The sequence below is a fragment of the Parvimonas sp. M20 genome (assembly GCF_035282425.1).
In the GTDB taxonomy this organism is placed as follows: domain Bacteria; phylum Bacillota; class Clostridia; order Tissierellales; family Peptoniphilaceae; genus Parvimonas.
In genome coordinates this window covers 119356-144611 of record NZ_JAYKBQ010000001.1, presented here as the reverse complement: position 1 = coordinate 144611, position 25256 = coordinate 119356, and the positions used below count along the sequence as shown (strand labels likewise).

At 27.5% G+C, this 25256-nt stretch carries 23 protein-coding genes and 1 pseudogene; 1 reads left to right on the top strand and 23 read right to left on the bottom strand.

Annotation, left to right across the window (positions count from 1 at the left end; translation table 11 throughout):
- Positions 1–80 precede the first annotated feature (80 nt).
- From scfB to VJI93_RS00590, 5 genes and pseudogenes are all read right to left on the bottom strand, one after another.
- Positions 81–1442: a thioether cross-link-forming SCIFF peptide maturase gene (scfB, locus tag VJI93_RS00610; RefSeq protein WP_323998544.1), complete on the bottom strand. Its 1362-nt coding sequence runs from the start codon at positions 1440–1442 to the stop codon at positions 81–83.
- A 1-nt stretch (position 1443) separates the two neighbouring features.
- Positions 1444–1578 (bottom strand): six-cysteine ranthipeptide SCIFF, encoded by a 135-nt coding sequence (gene scfA, locus VJI93_RS00605; protein WP_324010837.1) that lies wholly within the window; start codon positions 1576–1578, stop codon positions 1444–1446.
- A gap of 9 nt (positions 1579–1587) precedes the next feature.
- Positions 1588–1722: pseudogene (scfA, locus tag VJI93_RS00600) on the bottom strand (six-cysteine ranthipeptide SCIFF); the annotation flags it as partial.
- 12 nt (positions 1723–1734) lie between these two features.
- Positions 1735–3159, bottom strand: coding sequence for an aminotransferase class I/II-fold pyridoxal phosphate-dependent enzyme (locus tag VJI93_RS00595; protein WP_323998543.1), 1425 nt, complete (start codon positions 3157–3159; stop codon positions 1735–1737).
- A 154-nt stretch (positions 3160–3313) separates the two neighbouring features.
- Positions 3314–4045 (bottom strand): ABC transporter ATP-binding protein, encoded by a 732-nt coding sequence (locus VJI93_RS00590; RefSeq protein WP_323998648.1) that lies wholly within the window; start codon positions 4043–4045, stop codon positions 3314–3316.
- A 252-nt stretch (positions 4046–4297) separates the two neighbouring features.
- Here VJI93_RS00590 and VJI93_RS00585 point away from each other — a divergent pair, with 252 nt between their 5' ends.
- Positions 4298–5692 (top strand): MATE family efflux transporter, encoded by a 1395-nt coding sequence (locus tag VJI93_RS00585; protein ID WP_323998542.1) that lies wholly within the window; start codon positions 4298–4300, stop codon positions 5690–5692.
- A gap of 233 nt (positions 5693–5925) precedes the next feature.
- On the opposite strand, the gene tsf is transcribed toward VJI93_RS00585, so the two are convergent.
- From tsf to rpmG, 18 genes are all read right to left on the bottom strand, one after another.
- A complete protein-coding gene (tsf, locus tag VJI93_RS00580) occupies positions 5926–6996 on the bottom strand; it encodes a translation elongation factor Ts (protein WP_323998541.1) in 1071 nt (356 codons plus the stop codon).
- A 94-nt stretch (positions 6997–7090) separates the two neighbouring features.
- The gene (gene rpsB / locus VJI93_RS00575) at positions 7091–7855 is read right to left on the bottom strand and encodes a 30S ribosomal protein S2 (protein ID WP_323998540.1); all 765 of its coding nucleotides are present in this window, start codon (positions 7853–7855) and stop codon (positions 7091–7093) included.
- Between the two features lie 198 nt (positions 7856–8053).
- Positions 8054–8332: an HU family DNA-binding protein gene (locus tag VJI93_RS00570; RefSeq protein ID WP_323998539.1), complete on the bottom strand. Its 279-nt coding sequence runs from the start codon at positions 8330–8332 to the stop codon at positions 8054–8056.
- Positions 8333–8450: 118 nt separating this feature from the next.
- Positions 8451–9437, bottom strand: a complete 987-nt coding sequence (locus VJI93_RS00565) for a peptidylprolyl isomerase (protein WP_323998538.1) — start codon at positions 9435–9437, stop codon at positions 8451–8453.
- A gap of 75 nt (positions 9438–9512) precedes the next feature.
- A complete protein-coding gene (gene mfd / locus VJI93_RS00560) occupies positions 9513–13019 on the bottom strand; it encodes a transcription-repair coupling factor (protein ID WP_323998537.1) in 3507 nt (1168 codons plus the stop codon).
- Between the two features lie 35 nt (positions 13020–13054).
- Positions 13055–13642, bottom strand: coding sequence for an aminoacyl-tRNA hydrolase (gene pth / locus VJI93_RS00555; RefSeq protein WP_323998536.1), 588 nt, complete (start codon positions 13640–13642; stop codon positions 13055–13057).
- Positions 13632–14594, bottom strand: coding sequence for a ribose-phosphate diphosphokinase (locus VJI93_RS00550; protein ID WP_323998535.1), 963 nt, complete (start codon positions 14592–14594; stop codon positions 13632–13634). Before VJI93_RS00550 ends, pth begins: the two co-directional genes overlap by 11 nt.
- A gap of 16 nt (positions 14595–14610) precedes the next feature.
- On the bottom strand, positions 14611–15996 hold the full coding sequence (glmU, locus tag VJI93_RS00545; RefSeq protein WP_323998534.1) for a bifunctional UDP-N-acetylglucosamine diphosphorylase/glucosamine-1-phosphate N-acetyltransferase GlmU: 1386 nt from the start codon (positions 15994–15996) through the stop codon (positions 14611–14613).
- Positions 15997–16273: 277 nt separating this feature from the next.
- Entirely contained in the window at positions 16274–16849 is a 576-nt protein-coding gene (locus VJI93_RS00540; RefSeq protein WP_029949146.1) for an MptD family putative ECF transporter S component, read from the bottom strand.
- Positions 16839–18266, bottom strand: coding sequence for an ABC transporter ATP-binding protein (locus VJI93_RS00535; RefSeq protein ID WP_323998533.1), 1428 nt, complete (start codon positions 18264–18266; stop codon positions 16839–16841). The genes VJI93_RS00540 and VJI93_RS00535 overlap by 11 nt, the downstream gene beginning before the upstream one ends.
- Entirely contained in the window at positions 18244–18936 is a 693-nt protein-coding gene (locus tag VJI93_RS00530; protein ID WP_323998532.1) for an energy-coupling factor transporter transmembrane component T, read from the bottom strand. The genes VJI93_RS00535 and VJI93_RS00530 overlap by 23 nt, the downstream gene beginning before the upstream one ends.
- 190 nt (positions 18937–19126) lie before the next feature.
- Positions 19127–20845: an ABC transporter ATP-binding protein gene (locus VJI93_RS00525; RefSeq protein WP_323998647.1), complete on the bottom strand. Its 1719-nt coding sequence runs from the start codon at positions 20843–20845 to the stop codon at positions 19127–19129.
- Positions 20845–22581, bottom strand: coding sequence for an ABC transporter ATP-binding protein (locus VJI93_RS00520; protein WP_323998531.1), 1737 nt, complete (start codon positions 22579–22581; stop codon positions 20845–20847). Before VJI93_RS00520 ends, VJI93_RS00525 begins: the two co-directional genes overlap by 1 nt.
- Positions 22582–22880: 299 nt before the next feature.
- The gene (rplA, locus tag VJI93_RS00515; protein WP_323998530.1) at positions 22881–23576 is read right to left on the bottom strand and encodes a 50S ribosomal protein L1; all 696 of its coding nucleotides are present in this window, start codon (positions 23574–23576) and stop codon (positions 22881–22883) included.
- A 43-nt stretch (positions 23577–23619) separates the two neighbouring features.
- Positions 23620–24045: a 50S ribosomal protein L11 gene (rplK, locus tag VJI93_RS00510; RefSeq protein WP_323998529.1), complete on the bottom strand. Its 426-nt coding sequence runs from the start codon at positions 24043–24045 to the stop codon at positions 23620–23622.
- A 102-nt stretch (positions 24046–24147) separates the two neighbouring features.
- On the bottom strand, positions 24148–24687 hold the full coding sequence (nusG, locus tag VJI93_RS00505) for a transcription termination/antitermination protein NusG (protein WP_323998528.1): 540 nt from the start codon (positions 24685–24687) through the stop codon (positions 24148–24150).
- 33 nt (positions 24688–24720) lie between these two features.
- Complete coding sequence (gene secE, locus VJI93_RS00500; RefSeq protein WP_323998527.1) at positions 24721–24927, bottom strand: preprotein translocase subunit SecE; 207 nt, start codon at positions 24925–24927, stop codon at positions 24721–24723.
- 22 nt (positions 24928–24949) lie between these two features.
- Entirely contained in the window at positions 24950–25099 is a 150-nt protein-coding gene (gene rpmG / locus VJI93_RS00495) for a 50S ribosomal protein L33 (RefSeq protein ID WP_009372623.1), read from the bottom strand.
- Between the last annotated feature and the right edge of the window lie 157 nt (positions 25100–25256).

Sequence of the window (25256 nt, the reverse complement as noted above, 5' to 3'; positions counted from 1 at the left end):
AATTATAATATAATCTAAATTAAAATTCAACATAAAAAAGATTGAAAAATTTTATTTCCAATCTTAAATTTAAAATAAGTTTATTCTTCACTTCTTGCAGCATCCATCATTATTGCACATTCCATTCTTTTTCTAAAGAGTTTACAACCATATTCATATATTTTTGTGATGTCTTTATGCGTATGATATGCATTGGCAGGACAACCTCCTGCACAATAAAGTTTTGCCCAACAATCTTGACAATCTTCTCTTGAATATATATTACAAGACCCAAATGTATCCCTTATATCTTCTCTTTTTATTCCATCAAAAACATTCCCTAAACACATTTCTTTATCATTTACAAATTGATGGCAAGGATATAAATCTCCTGTCGGAGTTACAGACATATACTCTGTACCAGAACCACAACCTGCAATTCTTTTATGAATACAAGGGCTTGTTTCAAGATTTATAGTGTAATTATAAAAAGAAAATTGATTCCCCTCTTTTTCTCTTTTTAACATTTCTTTTGCCAAAATTTCATATTGTTCAAATAAAATAGGTAAATCTTCTTCTGTTAGGGCAGAAGGTGAACTCAAATCCGCAACAACTGGCTCCATACTCAATTCTGTAAAACCTAAATCAGCCATATGAAAAATATCATTAGTGAAGTCTGTATTATGATGCGTAAATGTTCCTCTTATGTAATAGTCCTTATCACCTCTTTTTTCAACAAGTTTTTGAAATTTAGGAACTATTGTATTATAACTTCCTTCACCTTTTATATTAACTCTAAATCTATCATTAGTTTCTTTTCTTCCGTCAAGAGATAAAACCACATTATGCATTTCTTTATTTACAAAATCAATTACCTCATCATTTAAAAGAACTCCATTTGTAGTAAGAGTAAATCTAAAGTTTTTATTATGTTCTTTTTCTATACTTCTTGCATAATTTACAATTTCTTTTACAACTCTCCAATTAACAAGTGGTTCTCCTCCGAAAAAATCCACCTCTAAATTCTTTCTCGTTCCACTGTGTTCAATTAAAAAATCTATCGCTTTTTTACCGACTTCAAAAGTCATAATTGCATCTTTTCCGTGATATGTTCCCTGTTTTGCAAAACAATATTCACATGCTAAGTTACAAGTATGAGCAATATGTAAGCAAAGTGCTTTTACGACAGAATTTGATTTTAATTTAGGTTTAATTCCTTTGAAAATATCCTCAGTAAATAATTGCTTATTATCTTTTAAATATTCAACATCTTCAAGACATTCCTTAACATCTTTATCTATAATATTTTTATATCTATCACAAATAATCTCTATTATCTCTTCTTTAGAATAATCTTCATAAAGTTCTATAATATCATAAGCAACTTCATCAACTACATGAATTGCTCCACTATAAACATCAAGTACAATGTTATATCCGTTTAATTTATACTGATGTATCATATTATCTACATCTTTCGCAAGGTTGATTTGCAACTCCTGATGATGTTTTAGATGCACTTTGACAAGATGTTTGACATTCTCCACATCCACCTTCAATTATTGAATTATGTAAGTTTCTTGTCTTTAATGTTCTTATTCTACTAACTGATTCACAAGGTTGATTTGCCACCCCTGATGATGTTTTAGATGCACTTTGACAAGATGTTTGACATTCTCCACATCCACCCTCAACTATTGAATTATGTAAGTTTCTTGTCTTTAATGTTCTTATTCTTGACATGATTTCTCTCCTTTATTTTTTATTTATGATATTAATTTTATCATTACATTTTGATTTTGAAAATCTTAAATCTATATTTTCTTCTCTGTATTTTTGAAATAAATTTAAGACTTCTTCAGTTATAATCTCTCCAGGTGTTAAAATAGGTATTCCCGGAGGATATGCCCATACATATTCCCCTGAAATCTTTGAAATTGAATTTTTTAAAAAGACTTCAGTAAGATTAGACATAACTGCGTCTTTGATACTTAGCTTTCGTTTTAACAACAATTTATTAAATATAAAATTTTTACAAACTCCGAGATTTAATTTTTTATCTATATCAAAAAGTGCATAAATTAATTTATCCAAAGATTTTATTGAAATTCCAATACCTGTATACGCTATTACATATTTAAAGGATGCCATCTCCAGTTCAATATCATACTCACTTCTTAAAATATTCATTAATTCATATCCCGAAATATCAGTTTTATTAGTTAAAATAGTTATCTTAGAATTATCCAATTCAAAAATATCATCTAATATTATATTTGATAAAACTCTAAGATTTTCCAAATTTTTACATTTTTCATAGAAATACTTTAAATTTTCTCTCCAATTATTGAATAAATTTTCCCCATTTTGTTCTATGCTTCTAATACAGTAATCCATAGATGACATTAAAATATAAGATGGACTTGAAGTTTGAAAAATTTCAAGTGATTTTCTTATTTTTGAATACAAATTTTTGTCTGAAATATGTAAAATAGCTGTTTGAGTAAAGGACATTAACGTTTTATGTAAACTCTGAATCGTAATATCAGCACCGAGTTGAATAGAGGACTTTGGAAAATAAGTACTAAGTCCAAAACTGGCCCCATGTGCTTCATCAACAATCAATTTCGCATCATGCTTATGAACTGTATTGGCAATTTTTTCTATATCAGAAACAACACCCTCATAAGTCGGACTTGTTATCAAAACAACTTTAATATCAGAATTTTTCCGTAAAATTTTCTCAATGTCATTTGCATCAATACTCAAAAAAATTCCTAAACTTTCATCATACTTAGGATAAATATATTCAAAGTTCAAGTCAAAGACTTCTATTGAATGATAAATTGATTTATGACAATTTCTTGCAATCAAAATTTTATCTTTAGGTTTTGTCAAACTGTAAACTGCAGAAAAAATTCCCGAAGTTGATCCATTTACAAGATAAAAAGACCCCTCGGTATTCCAGAGTTTCTTTGAAATATCCATTGACTCCTTTAAAATTTCCTCAGGATGGTGTAAATCATCAAAACCATCAATTTCAGTAATATCCAATCCGATAAATTCACTTAAAGTTTTAAAAGTTTCTTTATTTCTCATATGTCCCGGCATATGAAAAGCAGTTTTTGTTTCATCATAATCTCTTAACTTTTTTAATAAAGAATTATTCAAAAATTTCACATTCCCTCTTGTAATAAAATAAAAGGCAATTTAATAATATTCGTATTAAATTATCATATGCTAAATTATACTATATTTTTTTTCATTTTTCAAATTTAATTATATAAAATATTTTTCAACAAAAATCTTTCAATTAATTTGACAGTTTTTGTAATTAATATTCAATAAAAACATCATCGCCAATATTTTTCTCTTTACCTGTATTTAATTCTATCATTTTTAAAGTTTTTTGATTATTTTTCTTTAATTTTAGTTGATATTCTATAAACACACCTCTAAATTGTTTTGAAACAATTTCAGCATGCTCCTTAGTTTCATAATCAACTATTTTTATTTTTTCAGGCCTAATAAAATTATCATCATCCAATTTATTTGAATTTCCAATAAAAGAAAGAGAAAATTCACTATTTAGAGCATCATACAATTCAGTAACTGTTGAATTTTGAATGATTTTTCCATCATTCATTAAGATGACTTTATCAGCCATTGTAAAGGCATCCTCTTGATCATGGGCTACAAGTATAGTTGTCATTTTAAAATATTTTACAAGCTTTTTAATTTCGTTTCTCATTGTAACTCTTAAATTTTTATCTAAATTCGAAAAAGGTTCATCAAGCAAAATAAGTCTTGGACTTATAACTAGGCTTCTTGCAAGAGCTACTCTTTGCCTTTGCCCACCAGATAATTCATGAATTTTTTTGTTTTCATACCCTTCAAGCCCAACATTTTTTACCATTTCAATAGATTGTTTTATTCTATCTTGCTTTTTTACATTTCTAAATTTTAACCCATAAGCTACATTTTCTAAAACATTTTTATTACTAAAAAGTCCATAAGACTGAAAAACTGTTGAAACATTCCTATCTTCTGGATTAAATAAACTTATATCTTCTCCATTTAGAATAATTTGTCCTGAATCATTTTTAATAAAGCCTCCAATTTATATTTAATTATAATAAATTTCTATAATTTATGATAAATATTTTCAAAAATACTTATACAAACTAAATAATTTAAAAATAAATCTTTAAATTGTTAACTCTCCTTATTAATTTTTAAAAAAATTTTATCTAAACCTGTTTTATTCCACTATAATTGTGGAACATAATAAAGGTATAAATTTTATGGGAGGTATTGTATGAAAAAAGAACGAAGTGAAATGATTTTAAATGGTAATATTTACAAAATTATTGCAATAATATCAATTCCAATTATTCTAAATAATTTTATTCAACAATTATACTCTCTTGCAGATGCGTTTTGGCTTGGAAAATTAGGAACAGCAGAGTTTGCATCAACAAGTTTTACTTGGCCTGTTATTTTTCTATTTAATTCTATTGGTATTGGTCTATCAATTGCAGCAATATCTTTAATTTCTCAATTATTAGGACGAAAAGATTTCTTACACGCACAAAAGTATGCTGATACTTTAATAAATATTTCTTTGCTATTTTCAATAATATTTATGTTATTAGGATATTTTAGTGCTGATTTGATAGTAAAAATGATGGGTGCAACTGGAGATTTAGCAAAATATAGTATAATTTATTTAAAATATAGCTATCTTGGAATTCCATTTATATTTCTCTACTACATATATTCATCAATATTATCTGCTCAGGGCAGGAACACAATTCCCACAATGATAAGTACAATTTGCGTTATATTAAATATGATTCTAAATCCAGTTTTTATCTTTGATGTAATACCATTTACATCAATTTCAGGACTTGGTCTTGGAGTTAAAGGTGCCGCTCTTGCAACTGTATTAACTCAAGGAATAATGTGCATTGTTGGATTTATTCATTTAAAAATAAATAAAGATATAATTAAATTAAACCTAAATAGTTTAATATATATTAAATGGGAAAAACATATCTTAAAAAGAATTTACAGAATTACTTTACCATCAGTAATAGGGCAAGTTGGAACTGCAATAGGATTCATAATAATGAACTCATTTATTCAAAGTTATGGAACTGAAACTGTTGCTGCTTATGGTATGGTAAACAGGATAGGTGGACTCTTAAACATTCCACCTGGTGGAGTAGGTTCTGCCATAACTTCAATAATTGGACAAAATATAGGAAATAATAATATAAAGAGAGTTAAAGAAACATTTAAAAAAGCATCCATTATTATAATTATTATGTCAATTTTAATTGCATTTATAAGTTTTATATTCAGATATGAAATCTTATCTTTCTTTATAAGTGCACCAAAAGATTCAGTACTTATGTTACAAGCAAATAGTTATATGTTCTATACATTAATAACTCTAGTAATGCTGAATATGTTTTTTGTATATCAAGGTCTTTTCCAAGGTTCTGGAAACAGTAAATATTCAATGGCAATAGATATGATAAGACTTTGGATAATAAGACTTCCATTAATACTTTTTTTCAAGAATTTTACAGGATATGGAGCAACTGGTATATGGCTTGCAATGGCGATTTCAAATGTATTAGTAACTATGATTGCTCATGCAATATATCTAAAAGGTGGATGGCAACAAGGTTCATTTTATAGATAAAATCTATAATAACAAAATGTTTATACATTAAGGTTGAGAATAACAATTTCTCAACCTTTTTTTGCTATACAAGTTTACTTTTAACATTGTTATTATTTTCTTTCACTAACAAAAAATATAAAAAAGCTCCCTTTCATAATGAAGCTCCCTTTCATAATGCTTTGCATCGGAATCTTATTTTTACACAACAAAAAAGACAGCGATAATGATATACCGCCATCTTAAAAATATTTTTATAATCCCATTTGTTTTGCAACTTCTTCAGCAAAGTTTTCTTCTTTTTTTTCTAAACCTTCACCTACTTCAAATCTAGTGTATTCTACAATTTCAATATTTCCGCCTAATTCTTTTGCTTTATCATTTACAGCTTCTAAAACTGTTTTGCTATCATCTAATACATATTGTTGACTGAATAAAGCATATTGTTGATCAATTAATGTATTGTCTTGAATAAATCTTTCAATTTGTCCAGGTAAAATTTTATCCCAAATTTTTTCAGGTTTACCTTGTTTCTTCAATTCTTCTTTTAATAGTTCCTCTTCAGCTTTTAAAACTTCATCAGTTATTTGAGACATTGAAGCATATTTTGGAATTCTCTTTAATTGTTTTCCAAGTCTAACTAACTCTTCATTTTCTTTTTCAATTGAACCTTTAAGAGCTAAATATTCTTTTTCAACAAAATCAGCATCTAAATCTTTATAACTTAAATATTGTGGTTTCATTGCTGAAATATGCATACAAATATTTTGTAATAAATCTTTTGCAACTTTCTTTGTAGCTTCACTATCACATTTTGCTTTAAGAATAACACCAACTTTTTTATTAAAGTGAACATATCCACAAACTATACTATTTTCGCAACATGCCTTAGCAAATGACAATCTTCTAACAACAATGTTTTCTCCAATTGAAGAAATTTGTAATTTTAAATATTCTTCAAAATTTGTTCCATCTATAGTTGAAGAATTTAATTCTTCAATATTCTTTAATTCATTATTGAATACATGTTCAGTTACTTTTTTAGTTAATGCAACAAAATTTTCATTTTTAGCAACGAAATCTGTTTGTGAATTTACTTCAGTAAGAGCTGCTTTTGTATTATTTTCATCAATTACTAAAGTAATTAAACCTTCAGCTGCAACCTTATTAGCTTTTTTAGCAGCTTTAGCTAATCCTTTTTCTCTCAAAAATTCAATAGCTTTTTCCATATCTCCACTAACTTCCTGTAATGCCTTTTTACATTCCATCATTCCAGCACCAGTAGCTTCTCTTAAATCTTTTACCAATTTTGCAGTAATTTCCATAAAATCCTCCTATAACTTATATAATCTATAAAAAATAAGGTAAGGATAAATATTAAAAATTTGAATCCTTACCCCAAAAAATTCTACTTACTAATTATTCTGCTACTTCTTCAGAAACTTCTTCTGCTTCTACTGCTACTTCTTCTACTATAGCTTCTTCTGTTTCAACTTGTTCTCCTTGCTTAGCTTCAACAATAGCATTTGCAATAGTACCTGTTAATAATTTTACAGCTCTAATAGCGTCATCGTTTCCTGGAATAGCAATATCAACTTCATCAGGATCACAGTTAGTGTCAACGACACCAATAACCGGAATACCTAATATTTTTGCTTCATTTACAGCAATTTTTTCATTCTTTGGATCTATTACGAAAAGAACATTTGGAAGTTTGTCCATTTCTTTAATTCCACCTAAGAATTTTTCTAATTTTTCAGCTTCTCTTCTTAATTTAATTACTTCTTTCTTAGGTAATCTTTGGAAAGTTCCATCTTCTTCCATAAGTTCTAATTTCTTTAATCTTTCAATTCTTTTTCTTATAGTCTTATAGTTAGTTAACATTCCACCTAACCATCTATGACTAACATAGAATTGTCCACTTCTTTTTGCTTCTGTTTCAACAGCTTCTTGAGCTTGTTTTTTTGTTCCTACAAAAAGAACTCTACCACCATCAGCAACAATTTCTCTTACAAAATCATACGCTTGTTCAATTTGTTTTACAGTTTTTTGTAAATCAATAATATAGATTCCATTTCTTTCTGTAAAAATAAATCTTGACATTTTTGGATTCCATCTTCTAGTTTGATGACCAAAATGTACTCCTGCTTCTAATAAATTTTTCATTAAAATTACTTGTGACATTTTCTTACCTCCTGTTTTTAAGTCACCCATATTCCTCAACTTGACAAGAACCACTTGGGCAACACTTGTTCAATCAGAATATGTGATTATTTACCAAGATATTATAACATAATATATTATATTTTTCAACACATAAAGTATATTTTTTATAAAAAAAAATCAGACACGCAGTCTGATTCTTTTTATTAGTAATCAAAATTATTTATTTACTATTTCTTTTAATGATTTTCCAGCTTTGAATACTGGAGCTTTTGATGCTGGTATTTTGATAACTTCTTTAGGGTTTCTTGGATTTCTACCATCTCTTGCTTTTCTTTCTCTAGCTTCGAAAGTTCCAAATCCAACTAATTGAACTTTTTCCCCTTTAACAAGTGTTTCTTCAACAGTTTGAATAAACGCATTTAATGCTCTTTCAGCATCTACTTTTGTGATTTTTCCTTTTTCGGCCATGCTAGCCAATAATTCAGATTTGTTCATTAAAATTTCCTCCTAAATACACTATTATATTTAATAATTGCCTATAAAATGGTCACTTAACCATTGTGCAATATTATTATATATCAATTTTTAAAAAATATCAAGCAATTCAACCAATTTATTTAAAATTTTTAATTGGTAAACATCCAACTTCTTTTTTAATTTTTTCAAATTCATTTTTAAAGTTTTCAGATAGTATTGATTTTTTCAATTTTTCATTTATATTTTTTTTGCTTTCCTCTGAAAATTCTTCATAATTTTCAACAATTTCATTCACTTTTATAATATGATATCCAAATTTTGTCTTTACTGGTTCACTAATTTCACCAGCTTTTAACTTGGAAGCAGCATCATAAAATTCTTTAACCATAACCCCTTTAGTGAAAGTTCCTAAAACTCCTTTATTTTTTTTAACTGATGGATCTTTTGAAACTTCAGTTGCTACGTCTTCAAATTTTTCTCCATTATCTAAACGACTTTTTACATTTTTTGCATCTTCTTCTTTTTCAACTAGAATATGACTTGCATTAATTTGTGGTCCCTCATATTCACTTCCTTTGTATTTTTTCATAATGTCTTCATCAGTTGGAGCATAATTTTCTGTAAACCAAGCTTGAAATTTTTGTGAATATAAATTATCCTCTATTTTATATTTTAATTCTTCTTCTGTAAGTTTGGCCTTTTCAAGTTGTTCATCATATTTGTCACCCACTTGATCTTTTACTTTTTTCAAACCCTCTTCTACATCTTCTTTAGTTACAGTAACCTTAGATATTTCTTCTTCTGATTTTCCTTCATCTTTGTATTCTTTTTCTAATTTAGCAAATTTTTGTTTTACAACCTCAATATTAGTGAACATTTCTAATATATTTTGTTTCAAAGTTAAAGAAGCTTTTTTACCTTCTTCAGTTGATTCATCATATTTTGCTTTTTGATCATCAGAGTAAGATGCAATTACTCTATCATATTCTTTTTGTATTTGATCTTCAGTTATATACTTTTCCCCAATTTTCACCATAGCATTTTTTGGAGCAGTTGCACATGCGGTTAAAATCATAGCCGATAATACAATTCCACTTACAAATTTTATAAATTTACTTTTCATACTTCTCTCCTTTTCGACTAACATTGTAATCTTTTGATATTATACATCATTTTTTTAGGAATGTCAAAGCTTTTTTCAATTTTTCTTCTTTAAAGAGAGTAAATTATCAACTAATTCAATACTTTCTGATAGTTTATTCTTATCATAATTGAATATTAACTCGGCGTTTTTATTTAAATTAAATTCAATTTTTCTAAATAAATTATCAGATAAACCGCCGATTAGCTTTAAAATATCTCTATTTGCCTGTTCAAACTTAAATACAACAGATTTTTCTCTCTCTATTATTTTTAAAAAATTCAACTCTGTAGAAATAGTTTTCAAATATGAAACATTCATAACATTTAATACCATTTTTGGAACATCTCCAAATCTATCAGTCAATTCTTCATAAATTTCATTAAAATCTTCTCTTGATGTTATTCCTGCAATTTTTCTATACATATCAATCTTCTGATTACTGTCTCCTATATAATTTGAAGGAATATATGCATCAACTGAAAGTTCAATAGTAGTTTGACTTTTAATATTAAGATTTTCTCCTTTAACAGTTTTTATGCTTTCTTCTAACATTCTAACATACATTTCATATCCGATAGTTTCTATATGTCCAGATTGACACTCTCCTAAGATATTTCCAGCTCCTCTAAGTTCTAAATCTCTCATTGCTATTTTAAAACCAGATCCAAACTCCGAAAAATCTCTTATTGCCATAAGTCTCTTCTCTGAAATTTCAGTAAGTACTTTATCTTTTTCATAAGTAAAGTATGCATAAGCTCTTCTTGTAGATCGTCCTATTCGTCCCTTTAATTGATATAACTGTGATAATCCCATCTTATCCGCATCATATATAATCATAGTATTGCAATTTTTTATATCCATTCCCGTTTCAATAATTGTAGTACATAATAGTATATCATATTCTCCCTCTTGAAAATCATACATTATATTCTCTAACTCTTTGTTAGACAATTTACTATGAGCCATTGCAATTCTAGCATCAGGAACAAGTTTTGACAATTCAACATACATTTTTTCCATATCTTGAATTCTATTATATACAAAATAAACTTGTCCACCTCTATCTAACTCCTTATATATAGCTTCTCGAATTACAGAATCATTATATTCTAAAACAAAAGTAGCAATAGTAACTCTTTCTTCAGGTGGATCATCTAAAACACTCATATCTCTAATTCCAACTAAACTCATTTGCATTGTTCTAGGAATAGGTGTTGCAGATAAAGATAATACATCAATATTTTCTTTTATTTTTTTTAATGCCTCTTTATGTTTAACTCCAAATCTTTGTTCTTCATCTATTATTAAAAGTCCCAAATCTTTAAACTCTAACTTATTTGATAATAGTTTATGCGTACCTATAAGTAAATTTACTTTACCATTTTTTACATTTTTCAGAATTTCTTTTTGTTTTGTAGGACTTCTAAATCTGCTAAGCATTTCAATTTCAACAGGAAATTCCCCTATTCTATCATTAGCTGTGTTAAAATGCTGTTGAGCAAGTATGGTTGTCGGAACTAAAAATGCAACTTGCTTATCATCCATCATAGCCTTAAAAGCTGCTCTTAGAGCTACTTCAGTTTTACCATAACCGACATCTCCACAAAGCAATCTATCCATTGGTTTAAATTGCTCCATATCTCTCTTTATTTCATTGATTGCTCTAAGCTGTGAATAAGTTTCTTCATAAATAAAACTGTCCTCAAATTCCTTTTGCCATGTTGTATCCTCTGAAAATGCAAAGCCTCTTATTTTATCTCTCTTCGCATAGAGTTGAACTAAGTCTATAGCTATCTCTTCTAGAGCTTTTTTAGCACGATTTTTTGTTTTTACCCAATCACTAGAACCTAATTTATTTAATTTTGGTCTATATCCATCTTTACCAATATATTTTTGAATTAAATTCATTTGATCAGTTGGAATATATAATTTATCATTTCCTTTATATAATATTAAAATATGATCTTTTACAACGCCTTCTACTTCTATTTGTTCAATGCCTCTATATTCACCAATTCCATGATTTTCATGAACTACGAAATCTCCAACATTTAAATCTGTATAATCAAGTAAATTTTCTTTACTTTTCTTCTTTGTTTTTTTAGAAATCTTTTTTACAGTTCCATATATTTCTTTATGAGTTAAAAAAAGAACTTTTTGAATTGGATACTCAAAACCTGATTCTAAATTTAAGGTAGAAATTCCTAAAATGGAACTTTTTAATTCAAATTTTAATCCTTCAATTATATTAGAATTTATATTTTCAGCAAATAATATTTCTTTTAAATTATTAGCCTTTTCTAATGAACCTGCAAAGATAACAATTTTGTATCCTCTTTGTAATTTACATTTTAACCCCTGAAATAACATGTCAAATTTTCTGTTGAACATTTCAGATTCAATAGTTTTTAGATTTACAATACTTTTTGCATTAATTATTTTTGTTCTTTTTAAAAGCTGTGTAAAGTTAACTATACTAAACTCTTTAATTCTTCTTAAAATTTGTTCAAAAGGAATTAAAATATCTTTATGAGAATCTAAAATCTCTGCATTTTCAATAGAAAATACTACATTTTCATGAAATAAATTTTCTATTTCCAAATTTTTATCATAAATTTTCAAAATATCTTCTGTGCATATTATTGAATCTTTATCTAAATAATCTAAAAGAGTTGAATAGCTACCTTTTCTTATATATGGTGAAATTAAATCCATATTTGAAATATGATAATTCACCTTCAAATCATTATAAATTTGATAAAACTTTTCTGTTGCTTTTTCAATATCTTTTCCAAATAATTTTAACTTTTGTAATTTTTCAATATCTTTATTCAGACCATTTAAAATATTTTCAACATCAGCTTTTGATAATACCATTTCTTTTGCAGGTATTATTTCCACATTATTCAACTTTTCAACAGATCTTTGACTATTAATGTCAAATATACGAATGGAGTCAACATCATCTCCGAATAATTCTATCCTTATTGGATTTTCAAAATTTACTGGAAATATATCAAAAATAGATCCTCTTATTGAGAATTGTCCTTTTGCTTCAACAAAATCTACTCTATCATAATGCATCTTTATTAGATTTTCAGTTAATTCGTTTAGATTTATTTCAGAATCCTCATCAATGTAGATATAATGTGATTTAAAAAATTTTGGTGTGCTGATTTTTTTTGATAAAGCACTTGCAGTAGTTATTATTATGAATTTCTCTTTAGAAAGAAGTCTGTTCATTATTCCTATTCTTAAATTTTCTAAATTAGTTTCTAAGCTATTAATATTGTGAAATCTTATTTCAAAATTAGGATAAACAGCTACCTTATCCCCAACTAAATTTTTTAATTCATCACAAAGTTCATTAGCTCTATTTTCATTTTCAACTAATAAAACTAAATTTTTATTAGGTAAATCATTGAAAATAGAATATATTAAATGAAATAAACTCTCTTTAATAAGTCCATTACAATATATTGGAACATTATTTGATTTTAAATTTGAAATCATATCCAAATATGACTCATTATTTTTTAAAAAATCAATTAAAAAATTCATAATTTACTCCTGTTCATAAAAAATATAGAGGAATATTATTCCTCTATACACATTCCATTATATTTACACATTGTTTTGTCAACATCACTTTTTATTATCTCTTCAACGGCATCTGTAGCAATTTCTAATTCTTTTTTCAAAATTTTCTCTTCAGATGATGAAAATCTACTTAAAACAAAATCTTTTAAATCCATATAATCAGGACATTTTCCAACACTTATCCTAACTCTAGGAAAATTTTCTGTTTCTAAATGATAAATAATTGACCTTAACCCATTATGTGTACCTGCACTTCCTTTTTTCTTAATTCTAACAGTTCCAAAAGGAATATCTATATCATCTAATACAACTATAATATTTTCAGGTTTTATTTTAAAATAATTTACTGCATCTATAACTGCTTCGCCTGACAAATTCATATAAGTAAGTGGTTTTAAAAAAACACATTTTTTGCCAAACATATCTATCTGACCACAGAAAGATTTAAACTTTTCTTTTTTCATATTGATACTATATTTTTCCGCTAAAATATCAATAACCCCATATCCCACATTATGTCTAGTTTCTACGTAATTTTTACCAGGATTTCCAAGACCTACTATTAAATATATATTATCTTCCATCAAAAAGCATACTCACAGGTCTATTGTTATTTATTCTATCAATAGCTTTCGCAAAATATTGGGCTACTGAAACAACTTCAATTTTACCACCTAAATTCTTTTCTTGAGGAATAGTATCTGTTACAACACATTTCTCAACTTTGGAATTAGAGATATTTTCTATTGCTTTTCCCGAAAATACACCATGACTTGCAGTAATATAAACTTTTTTTGCTCCTTTTGCTATTAGGGCATTTGCAGCATTTGTAATAGTTCCAGCTGTATCTATAATATCATCAACTATTATACAAGTTTTTCCTTCTATATCGCCTATAACATTCATTACTTCGGAAACATTTGGACGTGGTCTTCTCTTTTCCAAGATAGCAATAGGCAAATCTAAATAATTAGAGAAATTTCTAGCTCTTGTAACTCCACCTAAATCAGGAGAAACTACAACCATATCTTTTTTGTCTTCATCTTTTAATTCATCCTTGAAGAAATCAGCAAGTGGTTTAATAGCAGATAAATGATCCACAGGAATATCAAAATATCCTTGAATTTGGCCTGCATGTAAATCCATAGTTATAACTCTATCAGCCCCTGATTTTTCAATCAAATTAGCTACTAATTTTGCTGTAATTGGTTCTCTAGCTTTAGTTTTTCTGTCTTGTCTTGCATATCCATAATATGGAATAACCACATTAATTCTTCCTGCAGAAGCTCTCTTGAAAGCATCAACCATAATTAACACTTCCATTAGATTGTCATTAGTTGGATTGCAAGTTGGTTGAATAATGTAAACATCATAACCTCTTACAGTTTCCTCAACTGAAAGATTAATTTCACCATCACTAAATTTACCGATATTGATTTCCCCCAATGGCATATCAAGACATTTACAAATATCTTCTGCAAACTTTCTATTTGCAGTTCCTGAAAAAATTTTCATAGGTCCAGTATAAGCTAACATAATTCCTCCTAAAATATTACTTTTTTATTTTTAAATTCTTTTTATAAACCCAATTTTCTTTTTCAAAAGTTTCACTGCGTCCAATTATTAAAGAACCTTCATTTTCCACATCTGAAACCACAGTAGTTCCAGCAGCAATAAAAGTATCATTTGCAATTTTTACTGGAGAAACTATATTAGAATTACTACCTACAAAACAACCGTCTCCAATTTCAGAAATGTGTTTATTTTTCCCATCGTAATTTACTAAAATAGAACCACAACCCATATTTACATCTTTCCCAACAATTACATCTCCAATATAGGATAAATGACCAGCTTTGGTATTCTCTCCAACAGTTGAATTCTTAACTTCAACAAAATTTCCTATATGAACTTCATTTTTTAAAATACTATTTGGTCTAAGATGAGCAAAAGGTCCCATAGTTACAGAATCTCCAACAATGCTGTCCTCTATGTAAGAACTTCTAATTACAACATCATTTCCTATAACAGAATTTTCTATAAAAGAATCTCCTGTTATATATACATTTTCTCCTATTCTAGTATTTCCAAAAATTCTAGCACCACTTCCAATAAATGTATCTATTCCTATACTTATTCCCTTTTCAATAACAGTATTTTCTGGATTTTCCATTATAACACCATTTTTCATATATTCTGAATTTATTCTGTAACGCATAATTTTTTCAGCTTCAAATAGTTGAAGTTTAGAATTTATACCATAAATTTCTTCAATGTCGTCAAGTTTATAAGTTGAAACATGCTCTCCATCTTGCACTAAAACTTTGATTGCATCTGTAAGATATAACTCATTTTGAACATTATTTTGATCAATCTTTGTTATTGAATTTTTTAATGCTTTCCCATTAAAAACATAAATTCCTGAATTTATTTCTTTAACTCTCTTTTCTTCAATAGTAGCATCCTTATCTTCGACTATTTTTAAAAATTTACCATTATTGTCCTTTATAATATGACCATATCCTGTAGTATCATTGATAAATGCCGTAAGAACAGTTGCTTTTGAGTTCATAGCAATATGTTCTTCTAATAATTTTTGTAAAGTTTCCCCTTTTATTAAAGGAGTATCCCCACTCAAAATTAAAACATTATCGTCATCACTGATTTCATCTACAGCAAGTTGAACCGCATAACCTGTTCCATAAGGATATTCTTTACCTATTTTTTGTTCCTTATATAATACTTTATCTTCAAATTTTTCTTCAACTTCAACTTTATTTTTTCCTACAATAATTATAGTTTTATCACTACCTGCATCACAACTAGCATCATAAACATAATCAATCAAAGTTCGATTAACAATTTTATGTAAAACCTTTGATTTCTTACTTTTCATTCTAGTTCCTTCCCCTGCAGCTAATATGATTGTAATATTCATACTCTAACTCCTAACTATATAAAATCTATATCACATATTTTAATATGCAATTAAATTAATATTATTATTTAAAAAATAAATTTTGTTTTATCACAAGGCATAAAAGTTTTAATTATATCGTAATTCCTTTTTGATTATTTTCTTATGGTAATTACGATGAAATTAATGTAGTTTTATCACAAGGCATAAAACTACATTAATTATATCACATATACTCAAAAAAAACAAAAGAGATATACGTAAATATATCTCTTAAAATCTTTATTTCTCGAAATTTTTAAATTTTTTTAAAATGTTTTTTCAAAATTTTATTTCCGATTACAACTCCAAGTCCTCCTAGTATAAATACAATCAAAAGGTTAATTAATCCATATGTTCCAGTTGAAAATTTTATCATCTCATTTATAGCACTCTCTGTAACTCCATTTTTTCCTACCCAAGTTTTCTTAAATGATTCTAAGAAGAAATTTACCGGTATTATTTGTCCACATTCACTTCCTACTTGAATCAATCCAAAGGCTATAAATTGAGCAATTTTATTTTGATAACCCATATATGAAAGTATAACTTCTCCTATAATAAAGGAAACCGTATATGAAATAATCCACGGAAGGTAAAATCCAGCACCAGCCATTGCAATCAAATAAACACCTGAAAACAGCAAAAAACTCCCCTTTTTCCCAACTTTATTACACATAAATACAAAAACTGTACCTGCAAACAATCCTGCAATTCCCGGACTTATACAATGAGCATATGGTCCCAATGGGAATAATGCAAATGTTACAATCATTGAAACAACTAAATTTAACGCTCCTAAAATAGCAACTAAAACTAAATCTTTAATTTTCATTTTCTTTTCCTCCTTTTATTTTTTGAAAAATATTAGTTAGTTGATTTTTTTCTTTTAAAATAAAGTCTTCTGTGATTTTTCCATTTTCAAGAAATATCACTCTATCTACAACTCTTGACAACAATTCATAGTCATGAGAAATTAATATTATTGCTTTATCTTTTGCTAATTTTTTTATAATATCAGAAATAATAATCATATTGTTAAAATCTAAACCGCTAGTCGGCTCATCTAAAATTAAAATATCGGAATCATTTTTTGCACAAATTCCCATGAGCAATCTTTGTTTTTCTCCTCCAGAAAGCGAAAATGGATGACAATTTCTCTTTTCATAAAGATTAATAACTTTTAACATTTCCAAAACTTCATCATCAGTTAAGTCTTTATTTGATAAGAAAAATTCTGAAAATACACTTTCTGAAAATAACTGGTAATCCACATCTTGCATCAAAACAAAAGGTAAACTTTTACTTAAAATTTTCCCTGAAGTCTTCTTATATATTCCAGAGATTAACTTAGAAATTGTAGATTTCCCAACACCATTTTTACCTACAAGTCCAACTATTTCACCTCTATATATATCAAAAGAAATATCTTTAATAATGTCTTTAAATTTAAGATTTCTTATTTCTAATATTTTTTCCTCTCTTTTTACTTTTTTTATATCAGTTAATTCATTATCGAAAGGATTTAAACTTCTCAAATCTTCTGCACTATAATTTAAAGCATCTTTTCTACCTAAATTTACAATAAGTTTTCCTTTGTTTATATGAATTAACCTGTCAAAAATTTCTTTTAAATAAAAAATTCTATGTTCAACAACGACAATAGTATATCCGTTTTTCTTTAATTTTAGAAAAATTTCTTTCAATAGCTCAATTCCCAAGTAATCCAAATTTGCAGAAGGTTCATCAAATATTAAAGTTTTCGCATCTAATATTGAAACACATGCAATAGAGATTTTTTGCTTTTCTCCACCAGAAATTTCCAAAACATTTTTATTTAAAATATTTGAAATACCAAAGAAATTCGAAATATTTTCTATTTTTTCTACAATTTCTTTAACTTCATATCCCAAATTTTCCAAAGTAAATGCCAGTTCAGAAGTGGTATTATCAGTAAAAAATTGTCCTCTCGGATTTTGAGAAACCGAACCTATTATTTTACATAGCTCATAATTTTCACAATCTTTCGTATTTTTATCATCAATAAAAATATTTCCTAAAAGTTCCCCGTCATAAATATGCGGAATCAGTCCATTTATACATTTATATATCGTAGATTTACCAGAACCAGAAGCTCCTGTTATTAATACTAATTCTCCTTTATTTATTTCAAAACTTATATCTTCTAAGGCTTTTTTATCAGAATTTTCATAAGTAAAACTTACATTTTCAAATTTTATCAATAAATCCACCTCCCCAAGAAGCTACTAGTAAAATCAACATAACAATAAGAACAAAATCTACTATGTCAAAATTTTTATAGTATATTGAATTCATACTATCAGTACACATCGCACATCTTGTATATGCTGATTCTGTCATTTCATTTGCAATATTCGATGCCCTAAAAAGAGTTGGTACAATGTAATATTCAAATCGTTTAATAGGTTTAGTAAATGAAATATCTACTCCTCTAAGCTTTAAAGCATTTTTTATAATTCTTTTTTCTGCAAAATAAATAGGAATAAATTTTAAAGTAATCGTACATGCAAATCTTATTTTTTTACCAAATCCCAATTTTCCTAAAACATAAATCAATTCACTTGTTCTTATATCTAAAACAATAAAACTCGCTATCATGTATGTTGGACACATCTTTACATTTGAATAACTGATAAAACCTATGAAAGAGAAAAATGAATCATCAGGCAACTTTATATAAAAAACTATATATAAACAAATAAGATAAAAAATTAGAAATTTTATAAATCTTTTGGTTTTTCCACTATAAATTAAAATTAAAGAACAAATACAAAAATAAATCATATCTAATTTGAAATTATTCCACACTAAAATCAACGTTCCAAAAATCAAATTCATAAAAATTAAGACAAATAAATTTATTCTACGTTGCTCTATCAAATAAATTCCCCCAATCAATTAAAAATTAATAAGAACCCCACCCTTCCTCGATGCTTCGCATCGGGTGGGTACCCGGGAACCTTGTTGTTTCACAATAACAACCCCACCCTTCCTCGATGCTTCGCATCGGCTGGGTGCCCGGGAATCTTGTTGTTTCACAATATAAAGTGCTGTAAAAACAGCACTCATATTAATAACTATAATTTTCAGCTAAATTAGAATTTTTAACCATTGTATTGTAAACCTTAGATTTTTCTAAAAGCTCATTGTGATTTCCTTGGGATTCTATTTTTCCATTTTCCATTACTATTATTTTATTTACATTCTCTATAGATTTCATTCTATGTGAAATTATCAATACGGTTTTATTTTTAATAAGCTTATTTAAGCTTTCTTGTATTTTCATTTCATTTTCAACATCAAGACTTGCACTAATTTCATCAAGTAAAATTATTGGAGCATTCTTCAAAAATGCACGTGCAATAGAAATTCTTTGCCTTTCTCCACCAGATAATTTACTTCCATTTTCTCCAATTAAGGTGTCGTACTTTTCAGGTAATTTTTCAATAAATTCTTCACAATTAGCAAGTCTTGCAGCTTCTTTGACTTGTTCATCGGTTGCATTTTTATTTCCAAATCGAATATTTTCTAAAATTGAAGTATTAAATAGTGTAACTTCCTGAAAAACTATTGAAATATTTTCAAAAAGACTTTCTGTTTCTATACTTTTTATATCATTTCCGTCTATTATTATTTTTCCACTATCATAGTCATACAATCTTGACATTAATCTTAAAACTGTTGTTTTACCACAACCTGATGGTCCAACTAAAGCTGTAACTTCACCTTGTTTTGCAACAAAAGAAATATCATTAATTACTTTATTTTCCCCATATCCAAATTCAACATTTTTAAATTCTATATCAAAATTTTTAAGTTCCTTAGCTTCTCCAGTTTGGGTTTTAGTACTTCTTAATTCTCTAATTCTTTGTAAATTTCCATCCAAATACATAAGTTCTGCAAAATTTGAAAGCATTCCATTTACAGCATCAATAACCTTTGAAGCACACATTATATAACCTATTAGATAAAGAATAGATGCCTCACCCTTTAAATATAAAGCTGTTCCAAATAAAATCGTAGCTCCCAAAGTTAAATTTTGTATGTTTGTTGAAATACTCAATGGAAATACCATTTTACCTTCAGCTTTTATATGAATTTTTTCTGAATAATCAATATCATCATATATTTTTTTAGTAATTTTATCTACTTGTCCATAACTTTTTATTTCTTGCTGTAATTCAATGGATTCTTGAAAATCCTCCGAAATACCTCTCATAACATTATAATATTTTTTGTTCCCATTAACTTGCATTTTTTTTGATAGAAATATACATCCAGTTGACAAAACAATTGGAATTAAAATACAAAGTCCTAATTTAAAATTATAAATTAATAACATAGATACTATTAATATTAAATAAAATATTAGACCTATAGCCTTTGGAATAGCATGACTTATTGCATGTTCAATAGTCGCAACATCCTTCATAATTGTTTGAGATAAATCTGAAACATCGTGCTTTGAAAAAAATGAAAGTGGTAAAGTTTTTAAAATCTCTGCTATTTCAATTCTAATATTTGCACTTTCTTTATATGTTTCATTATATAAGCAATCATATTCTATTGACATAAGAATATACATTATAAGTAGCATAATTAATATTCCTATTACAAAGAAAGAAATAGTATTTTCTTTCCCTTCAATAACATTTTGAATAAAAAACATAAGTAAAATCATTGGAATCATTAAACTACAATATGAAAAGAATGATGCTATTGATGCCTTTATGATTCCGGCAGTTCCCTTATCAGTTAATTGAAACATTCTTTTAAGCATTTTCATAATTATATCCTCCATTCATTAGCTTGAGAGAATAAATCTTGTAAAAATTTATATCTTCCACCAATTTCCATAAGCTCTTTATCTGTTCCTCTTTCAATAATTTTTCCATTATCAACAACCAATATTTCATCAACATTTCTAATTGAACTCAATCTATGTGCAATCATAATTACAGTTTTATCTTTCATTAAATTAGAAAAAGCTAATTGTATCTCATGTTCATTTTCAGGGTCAGATGCCGCTGAAGCCTCATCTAAAATTATAATCTTTGCATCTTTTAAAATTGCTCGTGCAATTGCAATTCTCTGTATTTCTCCGCCTGAAAGATGAACCCCCTTTGATCCTATTACAGTATTTTCGCGAGTTTCAAATTTATCTAAAATATCCCCACATCTTGCTAATTTTAAAGCATTCATAACTTCTTCATAACTGGCATTTTCATTTCCTATCTTTACATTTTCAAAAATTGTAGTTTTAAAAAGCTTTGAATTTTGAAAAACAAACGAAATATTATTCATAAGAGCTTCCCTTGAATAAGTAGAAATATTTTTTCCTCCTATTAAAATCTCTCCCTCGTCAATCTTATAAAATCCTGAAATTAATTTTGCGATGGTTGATTTACCACCACCTGATGAACCAACCAAAGCATAAGTTTTATTTTCGTCAAGTCTAAAACTTAAATTTTCCAAAATATTAGCAGTATCATATTTAAAACTAACATTTCTAAATTCTATATCATAGCTAGAAAACTCTTTATCATTTCCATACTTAATATCATTCGCTTCCATTTCTGTAAAAAGATTTTCTAATTTTTCTACTGCTTGTGTTGCCATATATTGGTGCATTCCTACATACATAATTCTCATAAAACAACCAAATAAAGTTCCAATAAAGCATGTAAAGAAAATTAATTTAATCATTATTGACACATTATTTTCTGCACCCTTTGAAAGCATAATTGCAAATGGAGTTACAAACGCGGCTGCCCCAAGCAGAATAATTTGAAATATAACATAAGGCTGTTTACAGCTTTTACTGTACTCATAAGCACATCTAGAGTAGTCAACAATAGAATCATAAAATGATTTAAAAGAAAATATTGAAGCTTTAAATATTTTTAAAACTTGCATACCTCTAACATATTCAACTGCCTCACTATTAACTCTTTCAAGTGCTTTATTATATTTTTCCATAAATTTCACATCACCATACATAAGTTTAGTAAAAATGGCAGATAATATAGTTAAAATAACAGTTGCTATCCCTAAATAAATATCTACAGAAAACATTATTACAAATAAAAGTATTGGCGTTATCAATGCAACAGTTATATCTGGAATTAAATGTGCAACTATCATATGAGTATCAGTAGCATTATCATCTATTATTTTTCTTATTCTCCCTGATTCATTAACATCAAAAAAAGAAAATGAAGCCTTCATTAGATGACTTATTCCTGCTTTTCTAAGATTTGTTTCCAATCGAAAAGCAAATAAATGAGTAAATCCTACTGAAATAAAATAAATTAAGGACTGAACAAGCATAATTACAAAAATAGTAATTGCATAATTTTTTGCTTGAGTAAAATCCTTCTTTAATAAAAATTCGTTCAAAAATTTATACAAAAACCAATATGGTAAAATTGAAAGCACTGACGAAATAAGACTCATAAATATTCCAATATAAACGAGATACTTTTTATCAGGCACATACTTAAATAATTTCTTATAAATATCCATTAAACCCTCCTATTTTATTCTATATTCAATATATTTCTGAAAAATATTAGAAATAAATTGAATAAGTATTTTTACACAAACGACGTCTTCGTCGTTTAAAAATATTATAACACTTTTAATATTGCTTTTCAATATTTTTAATATTGATTTTTATTATAAATAAAAAAAGATTATCTTTATAAATATAGATAATCTAAAAGGAACCTCACCCTTCCACGATGCTTCACATCAGCTGGGTGCCCGGGAACCATGTTGTTTTACAATAAAAAAAGACACCTTTACGGTGTCTAAATTATTAATTATTCTCCTAATTTAGTAGAAGCTAATTTAATTCCAGGTCCCATTGTAGTTGCAATAGAAACTGACTTTAAATATTTTCCTTTAGCAGCTGATGGTTTAGCTTTTATAATAGCAGTAATTATAGTTCTTAAATTTTCTTCTATTTTTTCAGCTCCAAAAGAAACTTTTCCTACTGGACAGTGAACGATGTTTGCTTTATCAACTCTATATTCAACCTTACCAGCTTTGATTTCTTTAACAGCATTAGCAATGTCAAAAGTAACTGTTCCTGATTTAGGGTTTGGCATTAAACCTTTAGGTCCTAAAACTTTACCGATTCTACCTACAACACCCATCATATCTGGAGTTGCAACTATAACATCAAAATCAAACCAGTTTTCAGTTTGAATTTTTTGAACAAGATCGTCTGCTCCAACATAATCAGCTCCAGCATCTTTAGCTTCTTGAACTTTATTTTCTTTACATAAAACTAAAACTCTTAAAGTTTTACCAGTTCCATGAGGTAATACTACTGTACCTCTAACTTGTTGATCAGCATGTCTTGAGTCAACACCTAGTTTAACATGTAATTCAACTGTTTCATCAAATTTTGCAGTTGAAGTTTTTACAGCTAATTCACACGCTTCTTTTAAATCATATAAGTTTGTTTTATCTATTAATTTTAAACTTTCTAAATATTTTTTACCTTTTTTCATTTATATCCTCCTTGTGGTGTTCGCTTTTTGCTCCCACGTAATATTACTCTTCTACAGTTATTCCCATACTTCTAGCAGTACCTTTAACCATACTTATAGCCGCTTCAATAGAGGCAGCATTCAAGTCAGGCATTTTCATTTCTGCAATTTCTCTAACTTGTTCTTTAGTTAAATTACCTACTTTAGTCTTGTTTGGTACTTTTGATCCTGATTCGATACCTAATTTTTTCTTAATTAATACTGGTACCGGTGGAGTCTTTGTAATGAATGTAAATGATCTATCTTGGTAAACAGTCAATACAACCGGAATAATTAATCCGGCTTGGTCAGCTGTCTTTGCGTTAAATTCTTTTGTAAATTGCATTATATTTACACCATGAGGTCCAAGTGCAGTACCTACTGGTGGAGCAGGAGTCGCCTTTCCTGCTGGAATTTGTAATTTTACTAATGCTTGTACTTTTTTAGCCATTTTATAGTTCCTCCTTAAAAACTAATGTGGTTTTTCGGGTGCTAAACCCCTCCCACTCTCGTATATCTCTGTTTTGAATACTTTTTCAAATTATTTTCAAATTTAATTTTTTATTACGTCACTAAAATCTAATTCAGCAAGCGTATCTCTTCCAAATAAAGAAACGAAAGCTTTTAATTTACCATTTTCATGAGATACTTCTATTACTTTAGCAGTTAAATCTTTAAATGCTCCATCTATAATCGTAATAGAATCTCCTTCGTTAATTTCCACATCATTATATGGTTTTGATGAAACACCTAATGCTTCAACTTCTTTTTCTGATAGCGGTACAGGTTTGTTACCTGAACCTACAAACCCAGTTACTCCTCTAGTATTTCTAACTAAATACCAAGAAATATCTGTTATTATCATTTTAACTAAAACATATCCAGGAAATAATTGCTTTTCTTTGATTTTTCCAGTTTCTGTTTCTTCTTTAACCGTTGGAACAACAACTTCAAATATGTCAATGTCATTTCCACGATTAACAACTAACTTTTCGATATTAGCCTTTACTTTGTTTTCGTGTCCTGAGTATGTATGTACTACATACCACTTGGCTTCTTTTTCTTTAATATCCTTTAATTCTTCTGTTGTCATATAAGCGGACTAAAGTCCTTCCCTCCTTAATAATTAATGGATAATTAAACCTAACAATCTTTTTAAAATATTATCCAATCCCCAAATCATAGTTGAACTAATTATAGAAATTGTAACTACTGCAAGGCTATAATAAAAAACACTCTTTTTAGAAGGCCATACTATTTTCTTAAATTCATGACGAACTCCACGCATAAAGCTAGTTTTCTTTTGTTTTTGATCAGTAGTTTTTGCCACCATACTACTCTCCTCCAATCTCTAACTATTTTGTTTCTCTGTGAAGAGTGTGTTTTTTACAAAACTTACAATACTTGTTCAATTCAATCCTGTTAGTTGTAACTTTTTTGTTCTTTTTAGTATTGTAATTCCTATTTTTACATTCTGTACATGCCAACACAACTTTATCTCTCATAGAAACACCTCCTTGAAAGCTAAATTTGAACATAATTATACATTATATTACTCATAAGATGATAACATAAAGTAAATCAATTGTCAAGCAATTTAGACCATTTATTATAAACTTTATTTTTATAAAACAATCAAATTATTACATTAAAAAAATCTAT